Annotated in this window: 14 protein-coding genes and 1 pseudogene; 7 read left to right on the forward strand and 8 right to left on the reverse strand. The window is 47.0% G+C overall.

Translation table 11 applies throughout. From position 1 onward, the window contains the following. Positions 1-26: 26 nt before the first annotated feature. From fruA to fruB, 3 genes are read right to left on the reverse strand one after another with little or no spacing between them, the layout of a single operon-like run. Positions 27-1,712, reverse strand: a complete 1,686-nt coding sequence (gene fruA, locus ELK40_RS15390) for a PTS fructose transporter subunit IIBC (protein WP_127731692.1) — start codon at positions 1,710-1,712, stop codon at positions 27-29. Between the two features lie 16 nt (positions 1,713-1,728). Next, positions 1,729-2,667 (reverse strand): 1-phosphofructokinase, encoded by a 939-nt coding sequence (gene fruK, locus ELK40_RS15395; RefSeq protein WP_115875857.1) that lies wholly within the window; start codon positions 2,665-2,667, stop codon positions 1,729-1,731. Next, positions 2,667-3,797: a fused PTS fructose transporter subunit IIA/HPr protein gene (gene fruB, locus ELK40_RS15400; RefSeq protein WP_111965334.1), complete on the reverse strand. Its 1,131-nt coding sequence runs from the start codon at positions 3,795-3,797 to the stop codon at positions 2,667-2,669. The genes fruK and fruB overlap by 1 nt, the downstream gene beginning before the upstream one ends. Positions 3,798-4,158: 361 nt before the next feature. Here fruB and setB point away from each other — a divergent pair, with 361 nt between their 5' ends. Beyond that, positions 4,159-5,340 carry a sugar efflux transporter SetB gene (gene setB, locus ELK40_RS15405; RefSeq protein ID WP_127731694.1) on the forward strand — a complete coding sequence of 394 codons (1,182 nt, stop codon included), beginning with the start codon at positions 4,159-4,161 and terminating at the stop codon, positions 5,338-5,340. Here the strand turns inward: setB and ELK40_RS15410 are convergent. After that, entirely contained in the window at positions 5,337-5,522 is a 186-nt protein-coding gene (locus ELK40_RS15410; RefSeq protein WP_127731696.1) for a Fe-S-cluster oxidoreductase, read from the reverse strand. The two genes, setB and ELK40_RS15410, sit on opposite strands and share 4 nt — an antisense overlap. A gap of 89 nt (positions 5,523-5,611) precedes the next feature. On the opposite strand from ELK40_RS15410, the gene ELK40_RS15415 reads away from it, so the two are divergent. The 4 genes from ELK40_RS15415 (at position 5,612) to ELK40_RS22890 (ending at position 9,721) form a co-directional block, all read left to right on the forward strand. Next, on the forward strand, positions 5,612-7,528 hold the full coding sequence (locus tag ELK40_RS15415) for a recombinase family protein (protein WP_127731698.1): 1,917 nt from the start codon (positions 5,612-5,614) through the stop codon (positions 7,526-7,528). A 505-nt stretch (positions 7,529-8,033) separates the two neighbouring features. Continuing rightward, complete coding sequence (locus ELK40_RS15425) at positions 8,034-8,795, forward strand: lysozyme inhibitor LprI family protein (RefSeq protein WP_206529366.1); 762 nt, start codon at positions 8,034-8,036, stop codon at positions 8,793-8,795. Next, the gene (locus ELK40_RS15430) at positions 8,785-9,153 is read left to right on the forward strand and encodes a hypothetical protein (RefSeq protein WP_127731702.1); all 369 of its coding nucleotides are present in this window, start codon (positions 8,785-8,787) and stop codon (positions 9,151-9,153) included. Before ELK40_RS15425 ends, ELK40_RS15430 begins: the two co-directional genes overlap by 11 nt. Further along, positions 9,137-9,721: a hypothetical protein gene (locus ELK40_RS22890; protein ID WP_063929242.1), complete on the forward strand. Its 585-nt coding sequence runs from the start codon at positions 9,137-9,139 to the stop codon at positions 9,719-9,721. The genes ELK40_RS15430 and ELK40_RS22890 overlap by 17 nt, the downstream gene beginning before the upstream one ends. A gap of 77 nt (positions 9,722-9,798) precedes the next feature. Here the strand turns inward: ELK40_RS22890 and ELK40_RS15440 are convergent. Further along, positions 9,799-9,995, reverse strand: a pseudogene (locus tag ELK40_RS15440) (integrase core domain-containing protein); the annotation flags it as partial. 269 nt (positions 9,996-10,264) lie between these two features. On the opposite strand from ELK40_RS15440, the gene ELK40_RS15445 reads away from it, so the two are divergent. Then, positions 10,265-11,473 (forward strand): type II restriction endonuclease, encoded by a 1,209-nt coding sequence (locus ELK40_RS15445; RefSeq protein ID WP_127731704.1) that lies wholly within the window; start codon positions 10,265-10,267, stop codon positions 11,471-11,473. A 40-nt stretch (positions 11,474-11,513) separates the two neighbouring features. Here ELK40_RS15445 and ELK40_RS15450 read toward each other — a convergent pair whose 3' ends face one another. Further along, a complete protein-coding gene (locus ELK40_RS15450; RefSeq protein WP_050863415.1) occupies positions 11,514-12,932 on the reverse strand; it encodes a DNA cytosine methyltransferase in 1,419 nt (472 codons plus the stop codon). 399 nt (positions 12,933-13,331) lie between these two features. On the opposite strand from ELK40_RS15450, the gene ELK40_RS15455 reads away from it, so the two are divergent. Next, positions 13,332-13,946, forward strand: coding sequence for a recombinase family protein (locus tag ELK40_RS15455; protein ID WP_127731706.1), 615 nt, complete (start codon positions 13,332-13,334; stop codon positions 13,944-13,946). A gap of 246 nt (positions 13,947-14,192) precedes the next feature. Here the strand turns inward: ELK40_RS15455 and ELK40_RS15460 are convergent, their stop codons facing one another. Further along, entirely contained in the window at positions 14,193-14,768 is a 576-nt protein-coding gene (locus tag ELK40_RS15460) for an EAL domain-containing protein (RefSeq protein WP_244599389.1), read from the reverse strand. Positions 14,769-15,550: 782 nt separating this feature from the next. Continuing rightward, positions 15,551-16,321: an alpha/beta fold hydrolase gene (locus ELK40_RS15465; RefSeq protein WP_127731710.1), complete on the reverse strand. Its 771-nt coding sequence runs from the start codon at positions 16,319-16,321 to the stop codon at positions 15,551-15,553. Between the last annotated feature and the right edge of the window lie 156 nt (positions 16,322-16,477).

A 16,477-nucleotide genomic window follows, 5' to 3' on the forward strand; every position in this document is an offset into this window, starting at 1 on the left:
GACCCGGCTTTTTTATTATTTATCGCTTACGCTGCTTTTGCCACAACTTCCGCTTCCGGACGTTTCAGCACCGCGTAAGAGAGACCCGCGACCAGCGTACCGGCGACGATGGCCAGCAGGTAGCCCAGTACCGGCGTGATGGCGCCAGGGATCAGCAGAACAAACAGACCGCCGTGTGGTGCCATCAGCTTCGCGCCAATCGCCATGGAGATCGCCCCGGTCACTGCACCACCCGCGATACAGCACGGCAGTACACGCATTGGGTCACGGGCCGCGAACGGAATCGCGCCTTCGGTGATGAAGCACAGACCCAGCACCAGCGCGGCTTTACCGCCTTCCTGCTGCGCTTTATCGAACTTACGACGGGCAATAATCGTCGCCAGGCCGAGCGCCAGAGGTGGCACCATACCTGCCGCCATGATCGCTGCCATTGGCGCGTAGGTCTGGGTACTCAGCAGGCCAACACCAAAGGCGTACGCCGCTTTGTTTACCGGACCCCCCATGTCGGTACACATCATGCCGCCGAGAATTGCCCCCAGCAGAACCGCGTTCGCGGTACCCATGGTTTGCAGCCAGTGGGTCAGACCCGCCAGGATGCCTGCAACCGGCTTACCAATCAGGTAAATCATCGCCAGACCGACCACCAGGCTGGAAATCAGCGGGATGATCAGAATCGGCTTCAGCGCTTCCATACTCTGCGGCAGCTTGAGCTTCGAGCTGATGAGCTTCGCGACGTAACCGGCGAGGAAGCCCGCGATGATACCGCCGATAAAGCCGGAACCGGTGCTTACGGCCAGCATACCGCCGATAAGACCCGGCGTGAGGCCAGGACGATCAGCGATGGAGAAAGCAATAAAGCCTGCCAGAACGGGTACCATCAATGCAAATGCGGAACCGCCACCAATCTGCATTAACGCAGCGGCCAGCGTGCCTTGCTCTTTAAACGCGGTAATACCAAATGCGAACGAGAGCGCGATACACAGACCACCCGCAACCACCATCGGCAGCATGTAAGACACGCCGGTCAGCAGGTGACGATAGGCGCCTGCGGACTCTTTCTTACCTTCCGTCGCGGTTTGACGCGCGCCAGTTGCCTGATACGGCTTCGCTTCCACCAGCGCTTTATCAAACTCCTGCGCAGTCTTTTTCAGCGCCAGGCCGGTAGACGTGCGGTACATTGGCTTACCGGCAAATTTCGCCAGGTCCACTTCGATATCCGCCGCCACAATCACCAGATCGGCCTCAGCCACTTCTTCAGGGGTGATAGCGTTGCCGGCACCGACGGAGCCGCGCGTTTCAACTTTAACCCACCAGCCGCGTTTTTTCGCTTCGGTTTCAATGGCTTCAGCCGCCATAAAGGTGTGAGCCACACCCGTCGGACAGGCCGTCACCGCAACAATGCGTTTCGGGCCCGTGGCCGCAGCCGGTGCCGTCGCGACGGGCGCGCTGTAAACAGACGCGTGACCTTTCGCTTCGCTCAGGAACAGTTCCGGATGAGCCACCGCGCGATTAATATCGCCCAGCCACACTTTTTTGCCGTTCAGCGCACTGTCAGCCGGGATTTTGTCGCCCAGTACAATGGCCAGTTCGGCATCGCCAGGGTTATCAGTCATCTCGAGATGTGCTTTGTTCGCCGCCGCTCCCAGCAAGGTCTTCGCCATATAGGCGCGAGCCTGTCCGAGACCGGAGTCAATGATCAGCAGCGTTTTCATTATTCCTCTCCTGCTGTTAGTTAAAAGGTTTTAAGTCAACGCGCGCCATCATCGCGGCTAACTGGGTACGATCGGTAATACCGACATTGCTCTGGCTTACGGCCAGGGCAGCAACGGCAGTGGCAAGACGTAAAGTATGTTCACTGGATTCACGCATCAGCAGGCCGTAAATCAGGCCGCCAACCATTGAATCCCCTGCGCCAACGGTACTCACAACTTCCATTGACGGCGGTTTGGCGATCCATTCGCCAGACGCGTTAACCCACAACGCGCCTTCTGCACCAAGCGAGATAACCACGTGAGCGATACCCTGCTCGCGCAGCGCATGGGCAGCTTCAATCACATCTTTTAGTTCTGGCAGCTTACGACCCGCCCAGATTTCCAGCTCGCGGCGATTCGGCTTCACCAGCCACGGCGAGGCTTTCAGACCGGCGACCAGCGCGTCGCGGCTGCTGTCAAAAATAATGCACGGGCACTGGCTGCGAAGGCGCGTCATCCAGTCGGTAAACGCTTCCGGGCTCACGCCGGACGGCAGGCTGCCGCTGACGCAGACCATGTCAAACTGACCCAGCCAGGTCAGAGAATCGTTAACAAAACGCTCCCAGTCTGACGGCGTCACTTCGAAGCCAGAGAAGTTCAGATCGGTCACTTCACCGTCTTTCTCAGTCAGCTTAACGTTGATTCGGGTACGGCCCTGAACAACCTGAAAACGGTTGGCAATGCCCAGCTCGCTGAACAGCTGCTGGAAACCATCCTGGTTATCTTTACCGAGGAATCCCCCCACGGTGACGTCGATACCGAGATCCTTGAGCACTTTCGCGACGTTAATCCCTTTGCCCGCAGCATGCAGGCCGGTGGTACGCACGAGGTTGACTTCGCCGCGCTCAATTTCCGGGCAAAATCCTACCAGGTCATAAGCCGGGTTCAGCGTAATAGTCGCAACACGTCTGCTCATTATGCGCCCTCCCCCAGACCCGCCGCGATGGCGTCGCCAATCGCTTTCAGCGCCTGTTCAGCATCAGCACCCTGCGCGGTGAAACGCAAACGGTGACCTTTCTTCACGCCCAGCGCGACAACTTTCATCAGACTACGGCCGTTGGCCGGTTTGCCCGTGCCGTCAAGATTCGCCACGGTGATCTCACTCTCGAATTGTTTAATGGTATTCACCAGCATGGTACCCGGACGGGCATGCAGGCCGTGTTCGTTACGCACCACGAACTCCGCAGTTTGCACGTCATCCGTCAGCACATCATCACTGGTCAGCAGTGCCAGCACGGTGGAGGCATCAGCGTTCAGCAGTTTTTCAGCTTTGTTGTTCAACAACAGGTCGCCCAGACGCTTCAGCACGGAAACCGGCTGTTCATCAGCCATCGCCACGGTCACCAGCATGGCCGCGCGCTCGCCTTCTACGTCAAACGCGTTGGCCGCGCGGCTCACGGCGATAGCGCTGCGCAGGTTGCCTTCAGCACTGTCGTTCAGCCAGATACCCTGACCCAGATTCAACGGCTTATCGTTAATCACGCGCGTCACAAAGGTGGCATCCGCCGCGCCGGCTTCTTTCAGACGACCGGCGTTCAGCGCCTGCAGCGTCACCAGATCGGAAGCAACCACGTCCAGCGTCAGCGTTTCATTATCCAGTTTCAGCGCTTCGCTCTGTTTTTCGCCCATCAGCAAGGCGCGCAGCTCTTCCGCTGTGGTGGCGGACTTAAGCTGTTCAGCCACCGCGTCATCACTCAGGACATGCGTCAGCTGACGCAGCAGACCTAAGTGTTCATCGCTGCTGGCCGCGATACCGATAGCCACATAGGCTACCTGACCGTCTCCCCAGAGCACGCCCTGCGGGAACTGGTAAACCTTAACGCCGGTTTTCAACACCTGATCGCGGGTGTCGGTGGTGCCGTGCGGAATGGCGATCCCATTGCCGAGGAAGGTTGAGGTCTGCTGCTCGCGCGCCAGCATGCCGTTGACATAGCCGTCCGCGACGTTACCCGCCTGCACAAGCGCAGCGGCAACCTGGCGAATAGCCTCTTCTTTATCCCCGGCCTGAGCGCCCGGGTGGATATCCTGAACAGATAACTGGAACATGGTTCTCCACTCCTGCTGAAATTGAATCGTTTCAGCTTTAATGAGAAAAAATGCGCTAGCCTGCTCCGTTTGTTTAAACAAGATAGCGCTGAAACGTTTCAAAAAGTCTTGCGTTTTCTGCAATACCTTGCAAGTAAACTCGTCTTTCTGATGTCAGAATTTAGAGATACAGCACATTTCTTCTTCGTTCAGCTGAATTTTGCTGAAGTTCAGCAAGTCAGTTTCAGCTAAGGTCAGCCGATGTGGGTGTAAGATGAAATGCCATTTTGATTTTTCGTGGCATCATTGACCGCGCCCACTGTTTATTTTTTAGCTGACGGCGTACACTCCGCCCCTCTCTGCTACTCGCTAATTATAAAACATGCATAACACCCCTGCGGCTGCCTCGCCGAAGCCCTTTGATTTAACCTCAGCGGCCTTCCTGATTGTTGCCTTCTTCACGGGCATTGCCGGTGCGTTACAGACGCCGACGCTGAGCCTATTTCTGACAAATGAGGTTCATGTTCGTCCGGCGCTGGTTGGCTTCTTTTTTACCGGAAGCGCCATCATCGGCATCCTGGTCAGCCAGTTTCTGGCGGGACGCTCCGACAGAAAAGGCGATCGTAAAAGCCTGATCGTTTTCTGCTGCCTGCTGGGGGTCATGGCCTGCGTTCTGTTTGCCTGGAACCGCAACTATTTCATTCTGCTCTTCGTCGGGGTATTCCTGAGCAGCTTTGGCTCAACGGCTAACCCCCAGCTGTTCGCCCTTGCCCGCGAACACGCGGACCATACCGGACGTGAAGCGGTGATGTTCAGCTCAGTCCTGCGTGCTCAGGTGTCTCTGGCATGGGTGATTGGCCCGCCGCTGGCCTACGCGCTGGCGATGGGTTTTGGCTTTACGGTGATGTACCTGAGTGCCGCTGTCGCGTTTGTGGTATGCGGCGCGCTGGTGTGGTTCTTCCTGCCGTCCATGCGCAAAGAGCCCAAAGTGGCAACGGGCGTACTGGAAGCGCCGCGCCGTAACCGCCGCGATGCCCTGCTCCTGTTTGTTGTCTGCACGCTGATGTGGGGCACCAATAGCCTGTATATCATCAATATGCCGCTGTTTATTATTGATGAACTGCACCTGTCGGAAAAGCTGGCGGGAATCATGATGGGCACCGCGGCCGGGCTTGAGATCCCGACCATGCTCATTGCGGGCTATTACGCAAAGCGCTTCGGAAAGCGTTTTTTAATGCGCATTGCCGCCATCGCCGGTCTGCTGTTCTATCTCGGCATGCTGACGGTACATACGCCGGGGCTGTTGCTGGCTTTACAGCTGCTGAACGCCATCTATATTGGCATTCTCGCAGGGATAGGCATGCTCTATTTCCAGGATTTGATGCCCGGCCAGGCAGGCTCTGCCACCACCCTTTATACTAATACCACCCGCGTGGGCTGGATTATTGCCGGCTCAATGGCCGGTGTTGTGGCAGAAATTTGGGACTATCACACGGTGTTCTGGATTGCGCTGGTGATGTGTACGCTGACGATTGGCTGTCTGGCGAGGATTAAAGACGTTTAAGGTGCGGTGAGCGATTCAAGCTCAAGAAGGTACGTCATCGCCTGCTCGCGCGTGCTGCCGCACATTTCGGCCGTGGGCTGAAGCCCGGAGCAAACTCTCGGGCGCAGCGGTGAGCCAAAGATCTTGCAAAGATTATTTTCAGAGAGCTGAACGCAGCGGGTATTGGCAGGCTTGCCTAACATATAATTATTCACTGTTTAAAATTCACATTCCTGCTGTTAGCATCAGGTCCATCTGATCAATCAATACCATCCGAAGGGAATCACACTTAATGAAACCTAAGCTGTATTCGTACGTGCGTTTTTCATCTGTGAAACAACGGGAAGGCAACTCCCTGGAGCGTCAGCAAGATACCGCTCTAAAAATTGCGACCCGTTATAATCTCGAACTTGATACAACGGCTTTCCATGATCTCGGCATGTCCGCGTTCAAAGGAAAAAATGCTCATGAAGGGAAGCTATCGGAGTTCATCAAGCAGATTGGGGTTAAAGTTCCCGTTGGTTCGTGGCTGGTAGTCGAAAATCTTGACCGCATTAGTCGTGATGATGCCTGGAGCGCTTTGGATATATTCAAGAGCATACTTAGCAAGGGGATAGTCGTTGTTACTGGTATGGATGAAAAGGTCTATAAGTACGCGGACGTAAAGAATAATCCAACCGATTTAATCATTTCGTTGTTGATGTTCACACGCGCCCACGACGAATCGTTGATAAAAAAGAATCGGGTTGAAGCCCAGGCTCGTTCGCTGATAAGACACAACCTGACAAGAGAACCGGGAACACCAGCAAAAGCCATAGAATCAGTAGGTCAGAATGTCTGGTGGGTAGACACAAAATCAGGATACGTTACCCCACACTCCATTTATTTTGCCGCAGCGCAGAAGATTATCGAACTAAAACAAAACGGTGAAACTCTTCTTGGTATCCAACGATATCTTAACGAACACTACACTGCCCCTAAAAAGAGGGTTTATAAAGACAAGACAGGTCAAGCGCTGACACCCAAAACGGAGCAATGGGGCAAACATTTGATCAGAACCTTTTTGAATCCCACTGTTCACGGACAAAAAATCTTCACGCTGGATAAACGCGATGAATCAGGTGCCATCATATACGATTCCGAATCAGATGAACCGTTGAAAGAAACATTCATTATTCCGGATTACTATCCAGCACTTATGTCGGAAGTAGACTACTTGACACTTTCGAAGTTAGATCGACATCGTGCTGTCACTCGTAGTTCATCAACATATCCAGGAGGTAATCCTGAACCTGAAATACCGCTACTCTCAGGTATCGGTATTCTTTTTTGCGGTAAATGTGGATCTTTCATGTTCAAATCTGGTTCAAGTGAAAACAAGTACCGATATATATGTGGTTCAAAAATCGTTCAGGGTAAACCTTGCGGTAAAAAAGGATTTACGTCATACCAACTTGAGCACACTGTTTTACAACTAATCGCTGATCACGTCTGGAACAACCACCAAGAGGATAAAACAGCATGGTACGAATCTGAGATTGAAAAGGCATCTGAAGCTGTTAAGAAGCTGCTAAAACTAGCAACTTTGACAGACAACATCGAAGAATTGGCAGATCAGATTAATGCCAATAAACAAAAAAAAATTACGCTTGAGAAAGAGTTTCAACAGTACAAAATCAGCCGTTCAGAAATTCAAACTACTGGCTGGGATCAATTCCGACATTTCGATGTTCATGACACAAAGAATCCTGAGCGTAAGCGGATTAGACTGAAGGTAAAGCAAGCTATCAAACGTATTGATTGTTATGACATTGATGGTCGGCACAGTCATTTTGAAGTGACCTTCGCCGACGAAACAAAGCAGAGAATAGTGATTAAGTTTAATCGCAACAGATCACCTGGTATTTCGTATGTAGAGGCACAAACAGTAAACGATCATGACTTACTAAAAATGCAGGGACTTGTGTTGCACTCCTTCATTGATGAACTGATTTCACCTGAAAAATTTGCGCAGCATATTAAAGACAAACACGAAGTCAGCATTCTAAACCCGACATTTATAACCGAGCTGGAGGATGGCGTAACCCGAGACGAAGACAGTGGAATGGCTATCAGGGTAGATGGCATTACGAGCAAATCATATGCAACTGTCAACGGCATTAAGTACGAGATTAACTCACTGGAAGACTTAAAGAAACTTTCACAGTAAATAACACGCTAAATCACTCTCCCCTTGCCTACCTGACAAGGGGAAAGCAACCAAACCGTCCCGCAGATACCATTCCATACCAAAGCCCCGTAAAACTTGATACCGAGCGTTTTAGAGCAAGGGTTCAAATTACATCGTATTCATTATGCCTACGAACAGTGCGAGTTGCACCGCTTCTTATCGAAACACCTCTATGGTTGCCGGAAACCCCACACAAAGTAGATGGTTATGTCTTTCAATCGCAGTATTCAAGACTAAGCGCAGCCCCACATTAGCGTCAAGCATATGAACCATACAAAAACCCTGTAAATACAATCGACTTAGTAACAATCCCCTCTCTTCCTCCCACGTCAATTGATCGTTTTTATAGATCAATTTTGCAATATTGATAGATTTCATAGATCAATGTAAGATCATGATTCTTCGGTTGGTGTTTCTCGTAAACAAGACTCATGGAATGAATACTCTGTCCACGATGGAGTGAGAACGATAGGAGGCATCCAGAATGACTATCCTTATAAAAACCTTAAAAATCATGGCGTCAGGTGTTGTTTTCGTTTCAGGTATAACCACCGCCTCCAGTACCGTCTATTTCTTGCCAGAGGCAAAATCAGCAGGTGTCGCAAGCAGCGACAAAAACGCCCTGATGTTTCTCGGGATGGACAGGGATGTAAATCTGAAGGGGATATGCTTCGCGATGACAAAGCAATCCTCATCAATCGTTCCGCTGGTAGATATCACTGCTACAACTGATAACGGCAGATTCACGATGCACGGGTTACGCCCTAATGTCAGTGATACTAAAGAAGTCGCTTGTTCCTTCGGGTCCGAAGCTGGTGATTTCTTGACTGGCATTTCGAAGTCAACAACCGTTAACGTGAAGCTGGATTTCAATGGCGAGATCCGCAATTACAGTTTCGACACCACAGAGTTCGGAAAAATGTTGACTGCCAATGGGAAAGGCGTGTGGGAAAAAGCAGCTAAAGATTACGCTCAGGGAGTACGTGCACCCGTTTTCTATAGCAGCGGTAGCGAAGCTCCCAAAAACAATGCAGTAACCTCAAACGTCGATACACACAGTTATAAAGTAAGCGATGAGAAACTTAATTCGGTCTGGAAAAGCCTTAGCCCTGAAACCCGAAAACGATTGCTTCCTTCTCAAAGAGAATGGATAAAGCACAAATCCGGCTGCAATAATGAACAGAAATGTCTTACCGACATGACGAACAATCGCATTCGTGAACTGGAGTCTGAAAATGGAAAATAATGCACTGACTTTGGTTTTAAAAAACGATTGGGTAGCTTCGTCTTCTGGTAATACCTATACCGGAAAATACACGGTTGGAAGGTTTCACCTGACAGATACGTTCATCGTTGTGTATATGAAGCTGATACATGGAATTGAAATACCCGATTTATGGGTCAGTAGCAGCTTCACTAACATACCAGATACCGATACCCGAAGGGTTATGTATATGGAAGGCTGCGATATTTTATCGAAAGATACAATGAACGAAATCCGTAATGCAGTGAAGTCCCCGCCTGACAAGCTGAAAATATATCGTAATGGAGAGCGTATTATTAAAATAGAAGTTATGGAGAAACAAAATGACCTCAAAATTTAAAAAATCAACGACAATTGTTGCCTTCTTCTTTGGACTTTATATATTGAACGGAATAGCAATAACACCCAGCCAAGCCAGAACATCTGAATCAATACATTTCTCGAACGGAGGTTCAGCATCTTTACAACAAAACGAACAATCAACAAAATCATCGATAATAGATATACTTCCAAGGCTGTATACAACCGAAGAAGTTTATGCACGATTTCAGGAACATGAGTTCAGAGCAACAAATGACTTCAAAAAGTGCCGATTGATGGTTACAGGAAAAATAAAAAAGATTAGCGCAGCCACCTTCAGTAAAAATCCGTTAGTAACGTTACACATCCCTGATTCAAGTGAAGGCTTGAAATTCCTTTTCGAAAATACGGATTATGATAACAATACTGTAGCAGCATTAAACGTGGGCGATACAGTGATTATTGCTGGATGGAATGCACGACCAGGAACATTTGGGGACATTTTTTTAGATGATTCGCAAATCATGACAAAAATGGTTTCAAAGAAGAAGAAGCAAATGCTGGCTTTAAACGGTGGAATTTATGATCGGGAGATTTGTCATAAGTGACGTCAGGCAAATGCTTGGGACCATCCTCCAGATCTTGACCTGATCTTGACACGATATTTCCGGACAGCTTTTGTGTCTTAAGTTAACGCTCCCCGCAGTCGCCGGTAATCCCTCGGGGAGTGATATCCCTGAGCGCTGTGTGGGTGGTTTTCATTGTAATGTATGAACGCTGCCGCAAGGTTTCACAGTGCTGTTCTCACATCCGGCTTTAGCATGAACGCGATATAGCCTCCTTCATCGTTTTCACGAACCGTTCGGCCATGCCAATACTCTGCGTTTAATGCACGGTATAAGCAGGACCGTTATGCCTGCTCATTCTCCTATAAAGCTGTTTGGCATTTACCGATGGTAGTCCCTTTGTAAGACCTCACTTACTCAGGTTCCCACAGACGTCGATAGCCGTATCTGGGCATATCGCTAAAGATGTCGGGCATAATAATATCTGCTCTTGTTCACTTAAGTAATCAGGAAAACTTTGCTGGCTCCCCCTGCATTTCTGTGGAAAAATCGAACGTTGAACTTTCAAACAACAGAGGGATGTTTATGTCGGTTTTTCATGACTGGCTGCTCAGGATAGCTGGTGAAAATTACTTTCTCTATATCAAACGATTGTCTGCTAATGATACTGGTGCAACTGGTGGACATCAGGTAGGTCTATATATATCTTCCGACATCGCTGAAAAACTGCTCCCGTCCATCAACAATACACAAGAACAGAACCCGTCTGTTTATCTAACCGCGCATGTTTCATCGCATGAATATCCGGAAAGTAAGGCCCGCGCTATCTATTACAATAATCGTTTTTTTGGCGGGACCCGGAATGAGAGAAGGATCACTCGCTGGGGAAGAGGGAGTCCCCTTCAGGATCCTGAAAACACAGGAGCCCTAACGGTTCTGGCATTTAAGCCAGATGAACATGGCGGTGATAGTTCAGAGTTGGACATATGGGTCTGTGTCAACCCTGATGAAGAGGATATTATTGAGTCCGTAATAGGTGAAATCATCCCAGGGACACTTCTATTTGGGTCGTCCAGTGAAATCCTGGGGGGGCTGTCACTACAACATGCATCAGTGAATCATAAATATAATATTCCTGACGCCTGGAAGAAGCAGTTCCCTTCAGGAAATGAAATTATTCAATATGCAGGTCTGCACTATGCAAAAAACCCTGATAACCCGGACGAACAGCTCATCGAGCGACGCCGTATAGAGTATGACATTTTTCTGTTGGTAGAAGAGTTCCACGTACTGGACATCATCCGTAATGGATTTGGCTCTGTCGATGAGTTTATTGCGCTGGCTAATTCCGTCAGTAATCGCCGAAAATCCAGAGCTGGAAAGTCACTTGAACTACATCTTGAACATCTTTTTGTTGAGCATGGTTTGCGACACTTCGCCACACAGGCAGTTACAGAGGGCAATAAAAAACCTGACTTTCTATTCCCATCAGCTGAGGCTTACCACGATATTGGATACCCCGAAGAAAATCTTCGTATGTTAGCCGTGAAGACAACATGTAAAGACCGCTGGCGTCAGATATTAAACGAGGCGGACAAAATCAGAGAGATACATCTTTTCACACTACAGGAAGGAGTTTCTCAGACTCAGCATAAAGAAATGAAGGATGCTGGGGTAAAACTGGTTGTACCATCATCATTACACAGGAAATATCCGGAAGCGGTGAGAGGTGAACTAATGACGCTAGGGGCTTTTATCGCTGAACTTACAGGGCTCTACGCAGAACTGCCATAAGAAACTCCCGGCATGTGAAAGCCGGGAGTTTAAGTTATGCCTAATCAGGCTTGGCAGAAACAGCCTTGAGAATGTAAGGCTCCAGTAGTCTGGCTACTGCTTCAAAGACAGGGACCACAACGGAGTTACCGAACTGACGATATGACTGAGTGTCAGAAACCGGAATCCGGAAAGGCTTGCCGTCTGGCGTTTCAAAGCCCATGAGGCGTGCGCACTCGCGGGGGGTCAGTCTACGTGGGCGGCGAGCTTGGTTTTCAGGATTCGCAAAATCGACTTCACCTGCAGCCATATCCCAGCCACGGTCTATCAGAATCTCGGAGCCATCTTTATGATAACGGGCAGAAAGTGTGCGGGCCACGCTTTCTTTATCTTCAGGGTTAACGAGACCAAAACCAAAACCGTTCCCCTTAGCGGCATGCTTTTTAGCATAGTTGTAAAGGTACTCCCAGAGTTTAGGCGTCAGTATATATTTGCTATCAACCACTGGTTCCAGTAGCTCACCAAATGCTGGACGTCGTTCGGGATAAAATCGACTGACGTCGCGAAGGGTGAAGCCATTGTGAATATTCAGGTCGCGACGGAAACCCACCAGAACGATACGTTCACGATGCTGAGGAAGAAAATGCTTACCATCGATGACTTTAGGATCGCTTTTCCCCATCTCATTCGCATCGGCAACTTCATAGCCCAACTCGTCAAGTGTCTCCATGATGACCTTAAAAGTATTACCTTTGTCATGGCTTTTCAGGTTTTTGACGTTCTCAAGCACAAAAATGGCTGGTTTTTTTGCCCGGATAATACGTGCCACATCAAAGAAAAGAGTTCCTTGTGCTTCACACTCAAAACCATGCGCGCGACCCAGCGAATTTTTCTTACTCACTCCCGCAAGGCTAAATGGCTGGCAGGGGAAGCCAGCCAAAAGCACGTCATGGTCTGGAACATGTTCGTCGATATAAGCATAAGCATCTGTCTCTGATACCTCAGGCTTGTCACTAAGGGTGACTTCTCGGATATCGAGATTAAATGTATGCGCTTGCTCGTCATTAAACCAGTTAGCTTTATAGGTGCGTACCGCTTGTTTATTCCATTCGCTTGTAAAGACACACTGGCCCCCGATCGCTTCAAATCCCTTACGAATTCCGCCAATCCCGGCAAACAGGTCAACGAAACGAAACGCGTACTCTGGATGATTTGCTGGTGGTTCCGGAAGCATTTTTCGAAGAAGCGCCTCCTCGGCTGAAATCAGTGACCTGGGGGAGCATTTATCATTGATCCAACGGTTAAGTGTCTCCCGGCTCCATTCGTTTTTACCAACTTTTCTTAAGAGCTCTGCAACATACTTCTGATCATAGATTTCCAATACCTGCTCAATTAGTTTTCTATCATTTTCCTGTCGCTGCTTTTCTTCTATTTCCACTTTTTCAAGCAGATCCTGCGCCAGTAATTCAAATTCAGACATAACGCCTCCATAGGGTCTTATTAGTGACATCCTATCACTCATTTAACCCAGATGGAAACTTTATTACTGGGTATTTAAACAGTACTTAACATAAATCTGCCGGCTGTTGAAATCTTTCTTCAATGAAACCGCACAGACAATGAAAGTTTTCTCAGAACAACTTGGTGCTAACCAAACCAATACCGACACTAGTAAAGTGGTTTACCATTTTAATGTTAAGAGGGTATCCCCTTCCTTGCAAAATCGCAGATGTTTTCCTCCTTTTTATCGTCTCATTCGGGTATACCTGATAAAGACCATGATACAAAGTCTCAATAGGGTACAATTTAACTCTATTGACAACAAAAACCCGCAATGTATCATATGGGTATAAAATTAATACTTAAAAGAGAATTCATAATGAATGTCCGTATCTACTGCCGAGCATCTACTAAAAGCCAGCATGCCGACCGTGCATTGATAAGTCTGCGCGAATTTGCGCATAGCAAAAAATGGCAGGTAGCCGGAGAATACATTGAAAATGCCAGTGGTGCGAAGCTGGAGCGTGTGGAACTGATGCATCTCCTTGAGGAAGCACAACCCGGCGATCTGCTTCTCATCGAATCGATTGACCGACTCAGTCGTCTTCAACATGAAGAATGGGCTGAACTCAAAGCTACGTTGAACAGTAAAGGGCTGGTGATCGTATCAATGGACTTACCGACCAGTTGGCAGATGGTTGAAATGTCCGGTAGTGACCTAACCAGCGGCATTCTGAGAGCAGTCAATGCCATGCTGATCGATATCCTCGCGACAATGGCACGACAAGATTATGAAACCCGTCGTAAACGCCAGGCACAGGGTATCGCAAGAGCAAAACAGGCTGGTTTGTATACGGGAAAAGAAAAAGATATGGAAGCCCGTGAGACTGTTCGCGAAATGCTGGCGCAGAACGTTAAACCAGCCCACATCATGAAAGCAGCAGATATCAGCCGTACCACGTTTTACCGAATCAAGAAGGAGTTAGCAAACTAATTATATTTGTATTAGCTCGGAAGAGTGCTCTGAAATAATGCATTCGAATCTGACCGTCTGCACTGTTCGAGAAGCAGAAGTTTACAGCTCCAACCACTTATTTTTTAACATACTGACACACAGTTCTGCAAGAATAATATCAATAAATACTTAATGTCCCATTGAGTATCCTGCTTTCGGGGAAACTATATACAGATAACAGATAGAAAAATGCTGATAACCAATATTTTACAATACGTATTTAATTTATTTGTACACAATGGCCGGCCAGTAATAACCCTGTCCGAAACAGACTCCGTTATCTTTGAGATAATTGATATGATCAGATGTTTCTACCCCCTCAACGATAACTCTGTCATCAGAGCAGTGAGTTAACACTGAAAGTTGCGTCCGCGATCGATACATCGACCAGAATGCTTCTTTATCAATCTTTATACCCGGCCCGGTAGGGTCATTAAGGATACTCCAACCACAGACATCCACATCATCAATCCAGATCTTGATGCCTTCTGAGAGCAGAGTCTTTACACAATTCATAACCTCTGGCTTAAGAGTGACAGGATCATACTGTATCTCCAGATTAAGATCTGTAACAGTCAGGTATTCGCGCAAGGTTATCAGAAATCCTTTGCGTAAAAGCAGACAGAGTGGCAAATTTATAAAAAGATTTCTTAAACGTTCCGTGTCTAGCTTACATTGAGTAGTAAAAAAAGATAATTGTTCGTAAAAAACGGTTTCGAGTATTTGAGCAGGTTGCGATAAAAAAAAAGCCTCAGTGTTAAAAGTCTTGCCCTGCGGTTTCGATAAAATTTCATAACCCATAGTTTCTTGTGAAAACATATTGATTATTGGCTCGAGTTTGAACGTGAAAGGCAAACCATGTAATATTATCAATTTATATCCCCCTGCATCATATAATACCAAAAGTATTCTAAATACTGACAAAATTATTTATCATACCTGAGCATTAATACTTATTAGGGCGATAATACAAAAGTTTGTAAGAAAATTTTTTGCGAAGTAAAATATTCTCCGGCCAAGCCTTTATCTCTGTGAGTATGAGACACCGTTTACTTGCCATATTTTTAAGCAAAGTATCCAGATGCTCTCTGAAACTGGTATGACCAAAAAAGATGACCAGGATCTCACCAACCTTTTTGCTTGCCGTGGATACAATTTATAAAGACCTCAAAGTAAACCACAGTACAACGCTCTCGGGAATTCTGGAGACTAAATTCTCTAAATAGGCTAGAGATGACTAAAAATGTTCACGCTTCCCTGCGAGGCATTTGCACTATGTGTTTATATTTTCTGAAAATTCTTGACAAATACTGCTTTACAATTCGCTGAACTCATCACTTTCCTTTACGCTATTATGCGTGGGGTTTTCTTGGTGGTATTGTCAGACCAATGAGCGCCCGGAATACCGGTAAAAACTGATTATCAGTGTAACTGTTCCCATCACAATAAAATTATTTTTTATCAATTTATTACATTTAAATAATCAGTTCCTCTGTGATATGCCAAATAAAGGCAGCACATGATGGGTAGCAATAGCCTTTCCTAGTAAAATAAACGAAGCCAGTGCTATATAATATACAATACTAATTATCTCTCAAAAAGTCTGACTTAACACATGAGGAAATATCCCCACCATTTTCAGAGACCATATCTAAAATTGACTTAATTATTATTTCTGGATTGGATTTTTGAATATAGTGATGAGTGTCAACAACTATATACCTCCCTTTAGTTGATAGTCTGGCTGTTTTGCGCTGCGTGTCCTGCCATATATTCTCATGTTCAATTGTATCTTGATGTTCATTAGCTGCAAACACAACAAGAGGAATATTAGGCATTGATGGACCGAAATTCATATTTTTTATAGACTCCCTTATTCCATTATATTCCAAAGATACATATGACCCAGCTTTCGGAGTGCTTTTGCTTTCAAATAGCCCCTCAGGTTCGAGTGGACTGGTGGCATCTATAAGTATCAATCCTGAAACTTGGTTAGGATAATTTCTCGTAAAAGCCTGGGCATACAGACCACCAAGAGAATGCCCGACCATAATATATGGTGGTTTTATGCTTTTATTTTCAAGGAAAAATTGAAGGTTTTTTGCAACATCATCAGCGATTATTTTTCTTTTATTTTTTAATTGTGTTTCATATCTATTATATGTAACGACTGTTGTGCATTGCGATAGAACACTTTTAATTTCCTTCCATACTTCCTCGCCATCGCCCATTGCTGATTCAAATACAACACTGACTTGACCTATACTTGGTGAATTCACCTCCCCATACGCCGACGGGAAAAAAATTAAGAAAAAGGTTAAAATTTTACATTTAAAAACTTCGGGCACTTTCATTTTCACATCCTTTTTTATTTTGAAAGCTTATACTTTATGCACAGGCAAACATTTCTTACGCCTGATATATTAACATAGATAAAAGGTGGACGGCGGTTAATATTGAGGGGATTTTAAATTTAGCTTAATGTTTTTAAGTGATGTAATTCATTAGCT

This window comes from Enterobacter sp. N18-03635, from assembly GCF_004006055.1.
Classification (GTDB): domain Bacteria; phylum Pseudomonadota; class Gammaproteobacteria; order Enterobacterales; family Enterobacteriaceae; genus Enterobacter; species Enterobacter vonholyi.

Bases quoted from the DNA above. Each gene is read 5' to 3' on its own strand.
- ELK40_RS15460 (WP_244599389.1), bottom strand. From the start codon at position 14,768: ATGGGTTATGAAATTTTATCGAAACCGCAGGGCAAGACTTTTAACACT.
- ELK40_RS15450 (WP_050863415.1), bottom strand. From the start codon at position 12,932: ATGTCTGAATTTGAATTACTGGCGCAGGATCTGCTTGAAAAAGTGGAA.
- ELK40_RS15425 (WP_206529366.1), top strand. From the start codon at position 8,034: ATGACTATCCTTATAAAAACCTTAAAAATCATGGCGTCAGGTGTTGTT.
- ELK40_RS15455 (WP_127731706.1), top strand. From the start codon at position 13,332: ATGAATGTCCGTATCTACTGCCGAGCATCTACTAAAAGCCAGCATGCC.
- ELK40_RS22890 (WP_063929242.1), top strand. From the start codon at position 9,137: ATGACCTCAAAATTTAAAAAATCAACGACAATTGTTGCCTTCTTCTTT.
- setB (WP_127731694.1), top strand. From the start codon at position 4,159: ATGCATAACACCCCTGCGGCTGCCTCGCCGAAGCCCTTTGATTTAACC.
- fruK (WP_115875857.1), bottom strand. From the start codon at position 2,667: ATGAGCAGACGTGTTGCGACTATTACGCTGAACCCGGCTTATGACCTG.
- ELK40_RS15430 (WP_127731702.1), top strand. From the start codon at position 8,785: ATGGAAAATAATGCACTGACTTTGGTTTTAAAAAACGATTGGGTAGCT.
- fruA (WP_127731692.1), bottom strand. From the start codon at position 1,712: ATGAAAACGCTGCTGATCATTGACTCCGGTCTCGGACAGGCTCGCGCC.
- fruB (WP_111965334.1), bottom strand. From the start codon at position 3,797: ATGTTCCAGTTATCTGTTCAGGATATCCACCCGGGCGCTCAGGCCGGG.
- ELK40_RS15415 (WP_127731698.1), top strand. From the start codon at position 5,612: ATGAAACCTAAGCTGTATTCGTACGTGCGTTTTTCATCTGTGAAACAA.
- ELK40_RS15465 (WP_127731710.1), bottom strand. From the start codon at position 16,321: ATGAAAGTGCCCGAAGTTTTTAAATGTAAAATTTTAACCTTTTTCTTA.
- ELK40_RS15445 (WP_127731704.1), top strand. From the start codon at position 10,265: ATGTCGGTTTTTCATGACTGGCTGCTCAGGATAGCTGGTGAAAATTAC.
- ELK40_RS15410 (WP_127731696.1), bottom strand. From the start codon at position 5,522: ATGTTAGGCAAGCCTGCCAATACCCGCTGCGTTCAGCTCTCTGAAAAT.